Origin of the sequence: Pseudomonas sp. Snoq117.2, from assembly GCF_900110545.1 — a bacterium.
Classification (GTDB): domain Bacteria; phylum Pseudomonadota; class Gammaproteobacteria; order Pseudomonadales; family Pseudomonadaceae; genus Chryseomonas; species Chryseomonas benzopyrenica.
This window is the reverse complement of record NZ_FOED01000001.1, coordinates 819,984-834,323: the sequence shown is the minus strand read 5'-3', so window position 1 is coordinate 834,323 and position 14,340 is coordinate 819,984. Positions and strand designations below refer to the sequence as shown.

General features: G+C 65.1%; 11 protein-coding genes. 10 read left to right on the top strand and 1 reads right to left on the bottom strand.

Annotated features, from left to right (window positions below; genetic code table 11):
• Positions 1 to 27: 27 nt before the first annotated feature.
• The 8 genes from dnaE (at position 28) to ispD (ending at position 11,103) form a co-directional block, all read left to right on the top strand.
• Positions 28 to 3,549 (top strand): DNA polymerase III subunit alpha, encoded by a 3,522-nt coding sequence (gene dnaE / locus BMZ43_RS04210; RefSeq protein WP_017639043.1) that lies wholly within the window; start codon positions 28 to 30, stop codon positions 3,547 to 3,549.
• A 140-nt stretch (positions 3,550 to 3,689) separates the two neighbouring features.
• Positions 3,690 to 4,640 carry an acetyl-CoA carboxylase carboxyltransferase subunit alpha gene (locus BMZ43_RS04205; RefSeq protein WP_017639042.1) on the top strand — a complete coding sequence of 317 codons (951 nt, stop codon included), beginning with the start codon at positions 3,690 to 3,692 and terminating at the stop codon, positions 4,638 to 4,640.
• Between the two features lie 10 nt (positions 4,641 to 4,650).
• A complete protein-coding gene (gene tilS, locus BMZ43_RS04200; protein ID WP_093250262.1) occupies positions 4,651 to 5,967 on the top strand; it encodes a tRNA lysidine(34) synthetase TilS in 1,317 nt (438 codons plus the stop codon).
• 142 nt (positions 5,968 to 6,109) lie between these two features.
• The gene (locus tag BMZ43_RS04195; RefSeq protein WP_007159476.1) at positions 6,110 to 7,738 is read left to right on the top strand and encodes a CTP synthase; all 1,629 of its coding nucleotides are present in this window, start codon (positions 6,110 to 6,112) and stop codon (positions 7,736 to 7,738) included.
• Positions 7,739 to 7,740: 2 nt separating this feature from the next.
• A complete protein-coding gene (gene kdsA / locus BMZ43_RS04190) occupies positions 7,741 to 8,589 on the top strand; it encodes a 3-deoxy-8-phosphooctulonate synthase (RefSeq protein WP_093250258.1) in 849 nt (282 codons plus the stop codon).
• A gap of 79 nt (positions 8,590 to 8,668) precedes the next feature.
• Positions 8,669 to 9,958, top strand: coding sequence for a phosphopyruvate hydratase (eno, locus tag BMZ43_RS04185; protein ID WP_007159474.1), 1,290 nt, complete (start codon positions 8,669 to 8,671; stop codon positions 9,956 to 9,958).
• Between the two features lie 165 nt (positions 9,959 to 10,123).
• A complete protein-coding gene (locus BMZ43_RS04180; protein ID WP_007159473.1) occupies positions 10,124 to 10,402 on the top strand; it encodes a septum formation initiator family protein in 279 nt (92 codons plus the stop codon).
• Entirely contained in the window at positions 10,402 to 11,103 is a 702-nt protein-coding gene (ispD, locus tag BMZ43_RS04175; protein WP_093250254.1) for a 2-C-methyl-D-erythritol 4-phosphate cytidylyltransferase, read from the top strand. Before BMZ43_RS04180 ends, ispD begins: the two co-directional genes overlap by 1 nt.
• A 48-nt stretch (positions 11,104 to 11,151) precedes the next feature.
• Here ispD and BMZ43_RS04170 read toward each other — a convergent pair whose 3' ends face one another.
• On the bottom strand, positions 11,152 to 12,051 hold the full coding sequence (locus BMZ43_RS04170; protein ID WP_371913846.1) for a LysR substrate-binding domain-containing protein: 900 nt from the start codon (positions 12,049 to 12,051) through the stop codon (positions 11,152 to 11,154).
• A gap of 104 nt (positions 12,052 to 12,155) precedes the next feature.
• Between BMZ43_RS04170 and BMZ43_RS04165 the strand changes: the two genes are divergently transcribed.
• Entirely contained in the window at positions 12,156 to 13,268 is a 1,113-nt protein-coding gene (locus tag BMZ43_RS04165) for an S-(hydroxymethyl)glutathione dehydrogenase/class III alcohol dehydrogenase (RefSeq protein ID WP_093250250.1), read from the top strand.
• A gap of 41 nt (positions 13,269 to 13,309) precedes the next feature.
• The gene (fghA, locus tag BMZ43_RS04160) at positions 13,310 to 14,164 is read left to right on the top strand and encodes an S-formylglutathione hydrolase (protein ID WP_177344770.1); all 855 of its coding nucleotides are present in this window, start codon (positions 13,310 to 13,312) and stop codon (positions 14,162 to 14,164) included.
• Positions 14,165 to 14,340: the final 176 nt, after the last annotated feature.

Sequence of the window (14,340 nt, the reverse complement as noted above, 5' to 3'; positions counted from 1 at the left end):
CGCCTCATGCATCAAGGGGTCTCTGCCATGTCCGCATCCTTCGTCCACCTGCGTCTCCACACGGAATATTCCCTGGTCGACGGGATCGTGCGGGTGAAGGGGCTGGTCAAGGCTGCCGAAGCCGCCGGAATGCCGGCCGTGGCGGTGACCGACCAAGGCAACCTCTGTTCGCTGGTCAAGTTCTACAAGGCCGCCATGGGCGCCGGGATCAAGCCCATCGCCGGCGCCGATATCTGGCTGGCCGGTCGCGAGGGCGACGCGCCTCTGACCCGCATGACCCTGCTGGTCATGAACGCCAAGGGCTATCGCAACCTGACCGAGCTGCTGTCCCGGGGTTTCCAGGAAGGTCAGCAGGACGGCCAGATCGTCATCCAGCGCGACTGGGTGAAGGAAGCCAATGAAGGTCTGATCGCCCTGTCCGGTTCCAAGGAGGGCGAGATCGGCCTGGCGCTGCTCGAAGGCGATCTGGCCCTGGCCGATCAGTTGTTCGAGGAATGGCAGCAGGTCTTCCAGGAGCGCTTCTATCTGGAGGTGCAGCGCACCGAAAGAGCCGGTGACGAAGAGCATCTGCATGCCGCCGTGGCCTTGGCCGATCGTTGCGGTGGCGCGCTGGTGGCGACCAACGACGTGCGCTTTCTCAAGGCCGAGGACTTCGAGGCCCACGAGACCCGCGTCTGCATCGGCGAGGGCCGTCCGCTGGACGATCCCCGGCGCGAACGCAAGTACAGCGACCAGCAGTACCTGAAGTCGGCGGCCGAGATGGCCGAGCTGTTCAGCGACCTGCCCGAGGCGCTGGAAAACACCGTCGAGATCGCCAAGCGCTGCAACATCGAGATCCAGCTGGGCAAGTACTTCCTGCCCAACTTCCCGATTCCAAACGGGATGACCATCAACGACTACCTGCGCCACGTGTCCTTCGAGGGCCTGGAAGAGCGCCTGGCCGTGCTCTGGCCGCGCGAGACCACGCCGAACTACGAAGAGAAGCGCCAGGAGTACGTCGACCGGCTCAACTTCGAGCTCGACATCATCATCCAGATGGGCTTCCCCGGTTACTTCCTCATCGTGATGGACTTCATCAAGTGGGCGAAGAACAACGGCGTACCGGTCGGTCCCGGCCGGGGCTCGGGTGCCGGCTCCCTGGTGGCCTATGTGCTCAAGATCACCGACCTCGATCCGCTGGCCTACGACCTGCTGTTCGAGCGCTTCCTCAACCCCGAACGGATCTCCATGCCCGACTTCGACGTCGACTTCTGCATGGACGGCCGCGACCGGGTGATCGAGTACGTGGCCGACCTCTACGGCCGCGAGGCGGTGAGTCAGATCATCACCTTCGGCACCATGGCGGCCAAGGCGGTGGTGCGCGACGTGGCGCGGGTGCAGGGCAAGTCCTATGGCCTGGCCGATCGCCTGTCGAAGATGATCCCTTTCGAAGTGGGCATGACCCTGCAGAAGGCCTTCGAGCAGGAAGAGGTGCTGCGCGACTTCCTGGCGACCGACGAGGACGCCAAGGAAATCTGGGACATGGCCCTCAAGCTCGAGGGCATCACCCGCGGCACCGGCAAGCACGCCGGCGGCGTGGTGATCGCGCCGACCAAGCTGACCGACTTCTCGCCCATCGCCTGCGACGAGGACGGCAACGGCCTGGTGACCCAGTTCGACAAGGACGACGTCGAGCAGGCCGGCCTGGTCAAGTTCGACTTCCTCGGTCTGCGTACCCTGACCATCATCAAGTGGGCGCTGGAGACCATCAACCGCACGGAAGTGGAGGAGGGGCGCGAGCCGCTCAACATCGACTTCATCCCGCTGGACGACAAGCCGACCTACGCCCTGCTGCAGAAGGCCGAGACCACCGCCGTCTTCCAGCTGGAATCCCGCGGCATGAAGGAGCTGATCAAGAAGCTCAAGCCGGACTGCCTGGAAGACCTCATCGCCCTGGTGGCGCTGTTCCGCCCTGGTCCGCTGCAGTCGGGCATGGTGGACGACTTCATCAACCGCAAGCATGGCCGCGCCGAGCTGGCCTATCCGCATCCGGACTACCAGTACGATGGCCTGCAGCCGGTGCTGGCGCCTACCTACGGCATCATCCTTTACCAGGAACAGGTGATGCAGATCGCCCAGGTCATGGGCGGCTACACCCTGGGCCAGGCGGACATGCTGCGCCGGGCCATGGGCAAGAAGAAACCCGAGGAGATGGCCAAGCAGCGCGGCGGCTTCATCGAGGGCTGCGCCAATAACGGCATTGATGGCGAGCTGGCGGGCAACATCTTCGACCTGGTGGAGAAATTCGCCGGTTACGGCTTCAACAAGTCGCACTCGGCCGCCTACGGCCTGGTTTCCTACCAGACCGCCTGGTTGAAGACTCACTATCCGGCGCCCTTCATGGCCGCGGTGCTGTCGGCGGATATGCATAACACCGACAAGGTGGTGATCCTCATCGAGGAATGCCGCCACATGAAGCTGCGCATCGACACGCCGGACGTGAACATCTCCGAGTTCAAGTTCACCGTGAACGAGGGCGGGCGCATCGTCTACGGCCTGGGCGCCATCAAGGGCGTGGGCGAGGGCCCGGTGGAGGCCATCGTCGAGGCGCGTGCCGAGGGGCCTTTCAAGGATCTCTTCGACTTCTGCGCGCGGGTGGATCTCAAGCGCATCAACAAACGCACCCTGGAAGCCCTGATTCGCTCCGGTGCCCTGGACCGCCTGGGGCCGCATTACCACGACGAACTCAAGGCCTATCAGGCGACCATCGACCAGAATCGCGCCGTGCTGCTGGCGGCCATGGAAGAGGCCATCGCCTCGGCCGAGCAGACCGCGCGCAGCCACAACAGCGGCCATGTCGATCTCTTCGGTGGCGTCTTCGCCGAACCCGAGGCCGACGTCTATGCCAACCACCGTCGCGCCCGGGAGCTCAATCTCAAGGAGCGCCTGCGCGGAGAAAAGGAAACCCTGGGGCTGTACCTGACCGGTCACCCCATCGAGGAATACGAAGGCGAGGTGCGGCGGCTAGCGCGCCAGCGCATCGTCGACCTCAAGCCGTCGCGGGAAACCCAGACCGTGGCCGGGTTGATCGTCAACCTGCGGGTGATGAAGAACAAGCGCGGCGACAAGATGGGCTTCGTCACCCTGGACGATCGCTCCGGGCGCATCGAGGCCTCGCTGTTCGCCGAAGCCTTCAACGCCGCCCAGGCGCTGTTGCAGACCGATGCCCTGGTGATCGTCGAGGGCGAGGTCAGCCAGGACGATTTCTCCGGTGGTCTGCGCCTGCGTGCCAAGCGCGTGCTGGGGTTGGAAGAAGCCCGGACCGCTCTGGCGGAAAGCCTCAGGATCGCGGTGCGTAGCGAGGCGCTGGCCGGTGATCGGCTGCGCTGGCTGGGCGAATTGTGCGGCCGCCATCGCGGCGCCTGCCCGGTCACCATCGACTACCAGGGGCCCACCGCGCGGGCGCTGCTGCAGTTTGGCGAGAACTACCGGATCGATCCGGCCGATGGCCTGATTCAAACCCTGCGTGACCAGTTCGGCAGGGAGAACGTCTTTCTCAACTATCGTTAAGTCCGAGCGCCTCGTGCGCTCCGTCCCAACCCTCGCCAGCGGCGGGTGCCGGTGACGTGGCAGGAGTCTCGACCTGCCTCGTCCGATCCCTTAAGGTAGGCGCCCCGGCCCCTGGCTCTAGATTGTAATAACGGATGCCCATGAACCCGAACTATCTCGATTTCGAACAGCCCATCGCCGATCTCCAGGCCAAGATCGAAGAACTTCGACTGGTCGGTAACGACAATGCGCTGAACATCAGTGACGAGATCGCCCGGTTGCAGGAGAAGAGTCAGGCGCTCACCAAGAGCATCTTCAGCGACCTGTCCAGCTGGCAGGTGGCCCGTCTGGCCCGGCATCCGCTGCGTCCCTATACCCTCGACTACATCAACTACCTGTTCAGCGATTTCGAAGAGCTGCACGGCGATCGTCACTTCGCCGACGATCCGGCCATCGTTGGGGGCATCGCCCGCCTGGAAGGTCGTCCGGTGATGATCATCGGCCACCAGAAGGGTCGTGAAGTCCGCGAGAAGGTCCGCCGCAACTTCGGTATGCCGCGTCCGGAAGGCTATCGCAAGGCCTGCCGCCTGATGGAAATGGCCGAGCGCTTCAAGATGCCGATCCTGACCTTCATCGACACTCCCGGCGCCTATCCGGGCATCGACGCCGAAGAGCGTGGCCAGAGCGAGGCCATCGCCTGGAACCTGCGCGTCATGGCGCGGCTGAAGACCCCCATCATCGCCACCGTGATCGGCGAGGGTGGTTCCGGTGGCGCCCTGGCCATCGGTGTCTGCGACCAGCTCAACATGCTGCAGCACTCCACCTATTCGGTGATCTCGCCGGAAGGTTGCGCCTCCATCCTGTGGAAGACCGCCGAGAAGGCCCCCGATGCCGCCGAGGCCATGGGCATCACCGCCGAGCGGCTGAAGAGCCTGAACATCGTCGATCAGGTGATCGATGAACCCCTGGGTGGCGCGCACCGCGATCCCCAGGCCATGGCCAACAGCCTGCGCACTGCGTTGCTGGAGCAGCTGGACGAGCTCAAGGGCTACGATATGCCGGCGCTGCTGGAGCGTCGCTACGAGCGCCTGATGAGCTACGGCATCGCCTGATTCCGCTCTCATGAGTCTGCTGGATCGGCTGCACGCCCGCCTGGAGCGGCAGCCGCTCACCCGTCACTGGCGGGTGGGCTTCTCCGGCGGACTCGACTCCACCGTTCTCCTGTACCTCTTCGCGCGGCTGCGCGAACATGGCCTGCCGGGCGATCTGCAGGCGGTGCATGTGCATCATGGCCTGCAAGCCGCGGCGGATGCCTGGGTCGAGCACTGCGCCCAGGTCTGCCAGAAGTTGGCTGTCCCTCTCGATACCCTGCACGTCCATGCCGATGGCGCGGCCAGTCTCGAACGGGCTGCGCGCGAGGCGCGCTATGCGGCTTTTGCCCAGGTGCTGCCCCAGGATGGCTGCCTGGTGCTGGGGCAGCATCGCGACGATCAGCTGGAAACCCTGCTGCAGCGGCTGGTACGGGGCGCGGGTGTGAAGGGGCTGGCCGGCATGCCCGAAACCCGTTCGCTGGCTGCCGGTCGCCTCTGGCGGCCCCTGCTGGACGAGCCGCGTAGTGCGCTGCTGGCCTATGCCGAAGCCGAAGGGCTGGACTGGATCGAAGACCCCAGCAACGCCGATACCCGACTGGATCGCAACTATCTGCGGCACGAGGTGCTGCCACGGCTACGCGACCGCTGGCCGGGCGTCGATCAGGTCATGGCGCGCGGTGCCCGGCATCTGGCCGAAGCCGACGAATTGCTCGGCGAGCTGGCCGATCTGGATCTGCAGCGGGCCCGGTGTGTCGATCACGGGTTCGCCTGGATTCCCTTGCCCAATCTGGCCCTGGCGCCTTTGCAAGCCTTGAGCGAGGCGCGCCAGCGCAATGCCTTGCGCACCTGGTTGGATCCGCTGACGCGCCAGCCCGACAGCGCCCACTGGGCTGGTTGGCAGGCAATGTGCGAGGCGGGCGCGGCGAGCGATCCCCTCTGGCGTCTCGAAGGTGGCCAGGTGCGCCGGGGGGCAGGGCGGATCTGGTGGGTGCCCGACGCCTGGCAGGTCGCGCCGCAATCCCTGGCCATCACCGGACAGGAAACCAGCCTGGAGCTGGCCGGCAATGGCCGCCTGAACTTCCTCGAACAGGCCGCCGAATCCGGCTGGCGGATCGGCTATCGCCAGGGAGGCGAGCGGTTGGTCGTACCGGGTCGCGGCTCGCGCGAGCTCAAGCGCCTGTTCAACGAGCAGGGGGTGCCGCCGTTCCTGCGCGGCCGATTGCCGCTGCTCTGGCGCGGCGACGAACTGCTGGCGGTGGCCAACCTGCCCGGCCTGAATGGCCTGCCGGGGGGAGGGCGGCTTGAGTGGCAGCCCGCAGACGGCATGGGCGGGTTTGAGCTGGGATGACCTTTAGGCTAGACTACGCTCCCGTCTTATATCGCATTTTCCGCTCGCCCCGAGTGGACGGTGTGCATTGGTCCGGCGCCAGGCCGACCGCTCTCGCTTTCATCGGCGGCTCTCCGCCTCAACGCAGATTCTAGGAATTTTCATGACGCGCTTTATTTTCGTCACGGGCGGTGTTGTTTCTTCTTTGGGGAAAGGCATCGCCTCGGCTTCCCTGGGCGCCATTCTGGAAGCGAGAGGGCTGAAGGTCACCATGCTCAAGCTGGATCCCTACATCAACGTGGATCCCGGCACCATGAGTCCCTTCCAGCACGGCGAGGTGTTCGTCACCCATGACGGCGCCGAGACCGACCTGGACCTGGGTCACTACGAGCGATTCATCCGCACCACCGTGACCCAGAACAACAACTTCACCACCGGTCGCATCTACATGGACGTCCTGCGCAAGGAGCGTCGTGGCGACTACCTGGGCGCCACCGTGCAGGTGATCCCGCACATCACCGACGAGATCAAGCGCCGTATCATCAAGGGCGCCGGCGATGCCGACGTGGCCCTGGTGGAGATCGGCGGCACCGTCGGTGACATCGAGTCGCAGCCCTTCCTCGAAGCCATCCGCCAGCTGCGAGTGGAGATCGGGGCGCGCCGCGCCATGCTGATGCACCTGACCCTGGTGCCCTACATCGCCACCGCCGGCGAGACCAAGACCAAGCCGACCCAGCATTCGGTCAAGGAACTGCGCTCCATCGGCCTGCAGCCCGATGTGCTGATCTGCCGTTCCGACCACACCGTCGACAGTTCTTCCCGCCGCAAGATCGCGCTCTTCACCAACGTCGAAGAGCGCGCGGTCATCTCCCTGGAAGACGTCGACACCATCTACCGCATTCCCTCCGTGCTGCACGCCCAGGGCCTGGACGAATTCGTCGTCGAGCGCTTTGGCCTGGAGTGCAAGCCGGCCGATCTGTCCGAGTGGGATCGCGTGGTGGACGCCAAGCTCAACCCCGAGCAGGAAGTCACCATCGCCATGGTCGGTAAGTACATGGAGCTGCTCGACGCCTACAAGTCGCTGATCGAGGCCATGACCCACGCCGGCATCCAGAGCCGCACCAAGGTCAACCTGCGCTATATCGACTCCGAGCACATCGAGCAGCAGGGCACCCATCTGCTCAAGGGCGTGGACGCCATCCTGGTGCCCGGCGGCTTCGGCCTGCGCGGCGTGGAAGGCAAGATCGCCACCGTGCAGTACGCTCGCGAGAACAAGATTCCCTACCTGGGCATCTGCCTGGGCATGCAGGTGGCGGTCATCGAGTTCGCCCGTAACGTGCTGGGCTGGAAAGACGCCAACTCCACCGAATTCGACAAGGCCAGCGGCCACCCGGTGGTCGGCCTGATCACCGAATGGCAGGATTCCACCGGCGCCACCGAGATCCGTACCGAAGGCTCCGACCTGGGCGGCACCATGCGCCTGGGCGCCCAGGAGTGCCAGCTGATCGGCGGTACCCAGGTGCACGACTGCTACGGCCAGGACGTCATCGTCGAGCGTCATCGTCACCGCTACGAGGTCAACAACAACCTCCTGCCGCAGATCGAGGCCGCCGGCCTGAAGATCTCCGGTCGCTCGGGCGACGGCGCCCTGGTCGAGGTGGTGGAAGCCCCGGATCATCCCTGGTTTGTCGCCTGCCAGTTCCACCCGGAGTTCACCTCCACCCCGCGTGACGGCCATCCGCTGTTCAGCGGCTTCGTCAACGCCGCCCTGCGTTACGCCAAGAAGGATTGAGCATGACCGCACAGAAGATCGTCCGCGTCGGCAACATCGAGATCGCCAACGACAAGCCCTTCGTGCTGTTCGGCGGCATGAACGTGCTGGAATCCCGCGACCTGGCCATGCAGGTGTGCGAGCAATACGTCAAGGTGACCGAGAAGCTGGGCATCCCCTACGTCTTCAAGGCCAGCTTCGACAAGGCCAACCGTTCCTCCGTGACCAGCTATCGCGGTCCGGGCATGGAAGCCGGCCTGCGCATCTTCGAAGAGCTCAAGGCCACCTTCGGCATGCCGGTGATCACCGACGTCCACGAGCCCTACCAGGCGGCGCCGGTGGCGGCGGTCTGCGACATCATCCAGCTGCCGGCCTTCCTTTCGCGGCAGACCGACCTGGTGGTGGCCATGGCCAAGACCGACGCCGTGATCAACATCAAGAAGGCGCAGTTCCTCGCGCCCCAGGAGATGAAGCACATCCTCGCCAAGTGCGAAGAAGCCGGCAACGACCAGCTGATCCTCTGCGAGCGGGGCTCCTCCTTCGGCTACAACAACCTGGTGGTCGACATGCTCGGCTTCGGCATCATGAAGAGCTTCGGCTACCCGGTGTTCTTCGACGTCACCCATGCCCTGCAGATGCCGGGCGGGCGTGCCGATTCCGCCGGCGGCCGCCGCGCCCAGGTCACCGACCTGGCCAAGGCCGGCATGAGCCAGGGCCTGGCCGGTCTGTTCCTCGAAGCCCATCCGGATCCCGAACATGCCAAGTGCGACGGCCCCTGTGCCCTGCGCCTGGACAAGCTGGAGCCCTTCCTGGCCCAGCTCAAGGCGATGGACGAGCTGGTGAAGTCGTTCACGCCGATCGAAACTGCCTGAGCGGCGGCTGAACCAAAAGGCTCGCGGGTAGCCGAAGGCTGATCCGTCAATGACCGGTAACATGGAGATCGATACAAAAATGGCTAACATCGTCGACATCAAGGGACGTGAAGTCCTGGATTCCCGCGGCAACCCCACCGTTGAAGCGGACGTGATCCTGGACAATGGTATCGTCGGTCGCGCCACCGCGCCGTCCGGCGCGTCCACCGGTTCGCGCGAGGCACTGGAGCTGCGCGACGGCGACAAGAGCCGTTACCTGGGCAAGGGCGTCCTGAAGGCCGTGGGCAACATCAACGGCCCGATCCGTGACCTGCTGCTGGGCAAGGATCCGAGCGACCAGAAGGCCCTGGACCGCGCCATGATCGAGCTGGACGGTACCGACAACAAGGCCAAGCTGGGCGCCAACGCCATCCTGGCTGTGTCCCTGGCGGCCGCCAAGGCCGCTGCCGAAGACCAGGACCTGCCGCTCTACGCCCACATCGCCAACCTGAACGGCACCCCCGGTCAGTACTCCATGCCGGTGCCGATGATGAACATCATCAACGGCGGCGAGCATGCCGACAACAACGTCGACATCCAGGAATTCATGGTCCAGCCGGTCGGCGCCAAGAGCTTCGCCGACGCCCTGCGCGTGGGCGCCGAGATCTTCCATCACCTCAAGGCCGTGCTCAAGGCCCGTGGTCTGAGCACTTCCGTGGGTGACGAAGGCGGCTTCGCGCCGAACCTGGCCTCCAACGCCGACGCCCTGGCCGCCATCGCCGAAGCGGTGAAGAACGCCGGCTACGAGCTGGGCACCGACGTGACCCTGGCCCTGGACTGCGCCTCCAGCGAGTTCTACAAGGACGGTCAGTACGACCTGTCCGGCGAGGGCAAGGCCTTCGACGCCAACGGTTTCGCCGACTACCTGGCCGGGCTGACCGAGCAGTTCCCGATCATCTCCATCGAAGACGGCATGGACGAGTCCGACTGGGCCGGTTGGAAGGCCCTGACCGACAAGATCGGCAGCAAGGTGCAGCTGGTGGGCGACGACCTGTTCGTCACCAATACCAAGATCCTCAAGGAAGGCATCGAGAAAGGCATCGGTAACTCGATCCTGATCAAGTTCAACCAGATCGGCTCCCTGACCGAGACCCTGGAAGCCATCCAGATGGCCAAGGCCGCCGGCTACACTGCGGTGATCTCCCACCGCAGCGGCGAGACCGAAGATTCCACCATCGCTGACCTGGCCGTGGGCACCGCCGCCGGTCAGATCAAGACCGGTTCGCTGTGCCGTTCCGATCGCGTCTCCAAGTACAACCAGCTGCTGCGCATCGAAGAGCAGCTGGGTGCCAAGGCGCCTTACCGCGGTCGTGCCGAATTCCGCAGCTAAGCGCTGTGTGACCGGGAGGCGATGATCTAGGTCGTCTTCTCCCACCACGTCCGACGGACCACAGGATAGATGCCCAGTTTACAAGCGTAGAGCTGGGCTTCTATCCTGTTTTCGTCTCTGCCGCCGTCCTTGCGGCATCCGCCGTCCGCGAATCCGTTACCTCCCATGCGAAGTCCCTACTGGCTTTTCCCCTTCCTGCTCCTGCTGCTCGGCGGTCTCCAGTATCGCCTGTGGGTCGGTGATGGCAGCTTCGCCCAGGTGCGCGAACTCAAGCAGCAGATCGCCGACCAGAATGGCGAGAACAAGCGCCTGCTGGAGCGCAACGAGATCCTCGAAGCCGAGGTCGTCGAGCTCAAGAAAGGCATGGAGACCGTCGAGGAGCGTGCCCGCCACGAACTCGGCATGGTCAAACAAGGCGAAACCCTTTTTCTGCAATCCAAATAATGTCCCTTCTGCCTTCCTTCTGGGCGGTCATTCCCGCCGCGGGTGTGGGCGCGCGGATGCGTGCCGACCGCCCCAAGCAATACCTCGACCTCGGTGGCCGCAGCCTGCTGGAGCGCACCCTCGACTGTTTCCTCGACCACCCGCGCCTGCGTGGCCTGGCGGTGAGCCTGGCCCCGGAAGATCCCTGGTGGCCGACCCTGGCGTGCGCTCGCGATGCCCGCATCCTGCGCGCACCGGGCGGCCGCGAGCGCGCCGACTCGGTACTGGGCGGCCTGCTGCTGCTAGCCGAACAGGGTGCCACCGACGGCGACTGGGTGCTGGTGCACGATGCCGCGCGACCCAATCTGCGACGTGATGACCTGGATCGGCTGCTGGCCGAACTGGCCCAGGACCCGGTGGGTGGCCTGCTTGGCGTGCCGGCGCGGGATACCCTCAAGCGCGTCGGGCGCGACGGCCGGGTGAGCGAAACCGTGGATCGCAGCCAGGTGTGGCTGGCCTATACGCCGCAGATGTTTCGCCTCGGTGCCCTGCGTGACGCCCTGAGCGCCGGTCTGGCAGCGGGCGCCGCCATCACCGACGAGGCCTCGGCCATGGAGTGGGCGGGCCATGCGCCGCGCCTGGTGGAAGGCCGGGTGGACAACATCAAGGTCACTACCCCCGAAGACCTGCAGCGGCTGCAAGTGGTCTTCGCCGAGGCCTAGGATCCAGGCCCGCAGTGGCCCATCGCTTAAAAGACTCGCTCGCTGCGCTCAACCCGCTGGGGGACGAGCGCCTGGGCGCGGGGTGCCCAGGCCTTGCTTGAGGTGCTCCACCAGCAGGCGAATCTTCGGTGAGAGAAAGCGCCGCTGCGGATAGAGAGCCCAGACCGCGCTGTTGGGCGGCTGGCGGTTGTCCAGCAGGGCACGCAGTTCACCCCGGGCCAGATGCGGCAGCACATAGTAGTCCGGCAGCTGGCACAAGCCGAAGCCGCGCAGCGCGGCGTCCAATACCGCCTGGCCGCTGTTGCAGCGCCAGGAGCCTTGGACCCGGTGCAGCACCTCACGCTCGTTTTCGCGAAAGCTCCAGATGTCGCTGGTGCCGACCAGGCAGCGATGGCGAGCGAGTTCCGACAGGGTGTGAGGCGCGCCGAAGCGTTCCAGATAGCTGGGTGCGGCGCACAGATAGAGCTCCCGCGGCGCCAGCCGGGTCGCCACCAGGCGGGAATCGGCCAGACGGCCCAGGCGGATGGCCAGGTCGTAGCCTTCGTGCAAGAGGTCGACGGTGCGATTGGTCAGGTCCAGCTCCAGACTCACCTCGGGATGGCGGGCGAGGAAGTCGTTGACCAGGGGCACGACGAAACGCTCGCCATAGGTCACGGCGCAGGTCATGCGGATCAGTCCCTTGGGCTGGCTGGAGAGATCGCTGACCTCGCGCAGGGCTTCGTCGCGCGCCTCCTGCAGACGGCGGCAGTGCTGCAGAAAGGTGTGGCCGGCTTCGGTGAGGGCGACGCTGCGGGTGCTGCGATAGAGCAGCCGCGCCTGCAGGCGTTCTTCCAGGCGGGCGACCTGACGGCTGACGTGGGAAGTCGAGGTGCCGAGACGATCAGCCGCCTGGCCGAAGTGCAGGGTGCTCGCCACGGCGACGAATTCGTCGATGCCTTCCCAGCCCATGATTGTTTCCCTATGGCAAAAATGAATTCCAGTATGCCCGATTGTTCCAGGATTTCTGGCGTCTAAACTGGTCACCTCGTTTTTTCGTCCCTCTGGAGTCGACCATGATCAAATCCCGCGCCGCCGTAGCCTTTGCGCCCAATGAGCCTCTGAAGATCGTCGAAGTGGACGTCGAGCCGCCCAAGGCCGGTGAGGTGCTGATCCGCATCGTCGCCACCGGCGTCTGCCACACCGATGCCTACACCCTGTCCGGCCAGGATTCCGAGGGCGTCTTTCCCTGCATCCTCGGTCACGAGGGCGGTGGCATCGTCGAAGCGGTGGGCGAGGGCGTGACCTCGGTCGCCGTGGGCGATCACGTCATCCCGCTGTATACCGCCGAATGCGGCCAGTGCAAATTCTGCAAATCCGGCAAGACCAACCTGTGCAGCTCGGTACGCGCGACCCAGGGCAAGGGCCTGATGCCCGATGGCACCACCCGCTTCTCCTACAATGGCGAGCCGATCTATCACTACATGGGCTGCTCGACCTTCTCCGAGTACACCGTGCTGCCAGAGGTGTCGGTAGCCAAGATCCCCGCCGAGGCGCCGCTGGAAAAGGTCTGCCTGCTGGGCTGTGGCGTCACCACCGGCATCGGCGCCGTGCTCAACACCGCCAAGGTGGAAGAGGGCGCGACCGTGGCCGTCTTCGGCCTGGGCGGCATCGGTCTGGCGGCCATCATCGGCGCCAAGATGGCCAAGGCCAGCCGCATCATCGCCATCGACATCAATCCGTCCAAGTTCGACATCGCCCGCGCGCTGGGCGCCACCGACTTCGTCAATCCCAAGGATCACCAGAAGCCGATCCAGGAGGTCATCGTCGAGCTGACCGATGGCGGCGTCGACTACAGTTTCGAGTGCGTCGGCAACGTCAACCTGATGCGGGCGGCGCTGGAGTGCTGCCACAAGGGCTGGGGCGAGTCGGTGATTATCGGCGTGGCCGGTGCTGGCCAGGAGATCAGCACCCGGCCGTTCCAGCTGGTGACCGGTCGCGTCTGGCGCGGCAGCGCCTTCGGTGGCGTCAAGGGCCGTAGCGAGCTGCCCGGCTATGTGCGCAAGGCGCAGAGCGGCGAGATTCCGCTGGATACCTTCATCACCCACACCATGGGCCTGGAGCAGATCAACGAGGCCTTCGAGCTGATGCACGAAGGCAAGAGCATCCGCACCGTCGTCCACTACTGATCGCCGAGAGGGCGCCCACGGGCGCCTTCTTTCCGAGGGAGATGACCATGAGTCTCGAACTGCTCTCCAGTAACAAGAGTTTCGGCGGCTGGCACAAGCGCTATCGCCATCGCGCCCGCAGCCTCGACTGCGACATGACCTTCGCCGTCTATCTGCCGCCCCAGGCGGAAGCCCGCAGCGATCTGCCGGTACTCTACTGGCTGTCAGGCCTGACCTGTACCGACGAGAATTTCATGCAGAAGGCCGGTGCCCAGCGCTTGGCCGCCGAGCTGGGCCTGGTGCTGGTGGCGCCGGACACCAGTCCGCGCGGCGAGGACGTGCCGGACGACCCCGATAAGGCCTGGGACTTCGGCCTGGGTGCCGGCTTCTACATCAACGCCACCCAGCAGCCCTGGGCCCGGTACTACCGCATGCACGACTATGTGGTCGAGGAACTGCCGGCGCTGATCGAAGCCAACTTTCCGGTCTCCGATCGCCGCGGCGTCAGCGGTCATTCCATGGGTGGCCACGGGGCCCTGATCTGTGCCCTGCGCCATCCAGGTCGCTATCGCTCGGTGTCGGCCTTCTCGCCCATCGTCAATCCGCTGGATTGTCCCTGGGGCCACAAGGCTTTCTCGAACTATCTGGGCGAAGACCGCAGTACCTGGGCGGAATGGGATGCCTGTGCGCTGCTGGCCAAGGCCGAGGAGCGCCTGCCGCTGCTGGTCGACCAGGGCGAACAGGACAGCTTCCTCGCCGAACAGCTCAAGCCCCAGGCGCTGCAGCGGGCGGCGGAAGCCACGGGTCATCCGCTGGAACTGCGGCTGCAACCCGGCTACGACCACAGCTATTTCTTCGTCGCCAGCTTCATCGACGACCATCTGCGGCATCACGCGGCGGCCCTGTCGACCCCATAGGTTCTGTACGAAAAGTTGCCGAGCGAAGGTCAGGCGAGGCGAAAAGCGCTGAGGAAGCAGAGTTTGCGAGCGGTAAATGAGTATTCCGAAGCGTTTTTCAACGAAGCATTACCGAGCGCAGGCACTTTTGGTACAGAGCCTAAGGGCGACGGAAGCTGTTACCAGCCGGTAGAATC

Excerpts from the sequence above, each read along its gene's own strand:
- dnaE (WP_017639043.1), top strand. The coding sequence starts at position 28 with ATGTCCGCATCCTTCGTCCACCTGCGTCTCCACACGGAATATTCCCTG.
- BMZ43_RS04205 (WP_017639042.1), top strand. The coding sequence starts at position 3,690 with ATGAACCCGAACTATCTCGATTTCGAACAGCCCATCGCCGATCTCCAG.
- tilS (WP_093250262.1), top strand. The coding sequence starts at position 4,651 with ATGAGTCTGCTGGATCGGCTGCACGCCCGCCTGGAGCGGCAGCCGCTC.
- BMZ43_RS04195 (WP_007159476.1), top strand. The coding sequence starts at position 6,110 with ATGACGCGCTTTATTTTCGTCACGGGCGGTGTTGTTTCTTCTTTGGGG.
- kdsA (WP_093250258.1), top strand. The coding sequence starts at position 7,741 with ATGACCGCACAGAAGATCGTCCGCGTCGGCAACATCGAGATCGCCAAC.
- eno (WP_007159474.1), top strand. The coding sequence starts at position 8,669 with ATGGCTAACATCGTCGACATCAAGGGACGTGAAGTCCTGGATTCCCGC.
- BMZ43_RS04180 (WP_007159473.1), top strand. The coding sequence starts at position 10,124 with ATGCGAAGTCCCTACTGGCTTTTCCCCTTCCTGCTCCTGCTGCTCGGC.
- ispD (WP_093250254.1), top strand. The coding sequence starts at position 10,402 with ATGTCCCTTCTGCCTTCCTTCTGGGCGGTCATTCCCGCCGCGGGTGTG.
- BMZ43_RS04170 (WP_371913846.1), bottom strand. The coding sequence starts at position 12,051 with ATGGGCTGGGAAGGCATCGACGAATTCGTCGCCGTGGCGAGCACCCTG.
- BMZ43_RS04165 (WP_093250250.1), top strand. The coding sequence starts at position 12,156 with ATGATCAAATCCCGCGCCGCCGTAGCCTTTGCGCCCAATGAGCCTCTG.
- fghA (WP_177344770.1), top strand. The coding sequence starts at position 13,310 with ATGACCATGAGTCTCGAACTGCTCTCCAGTAACAAGAGTTTCGGCGGC.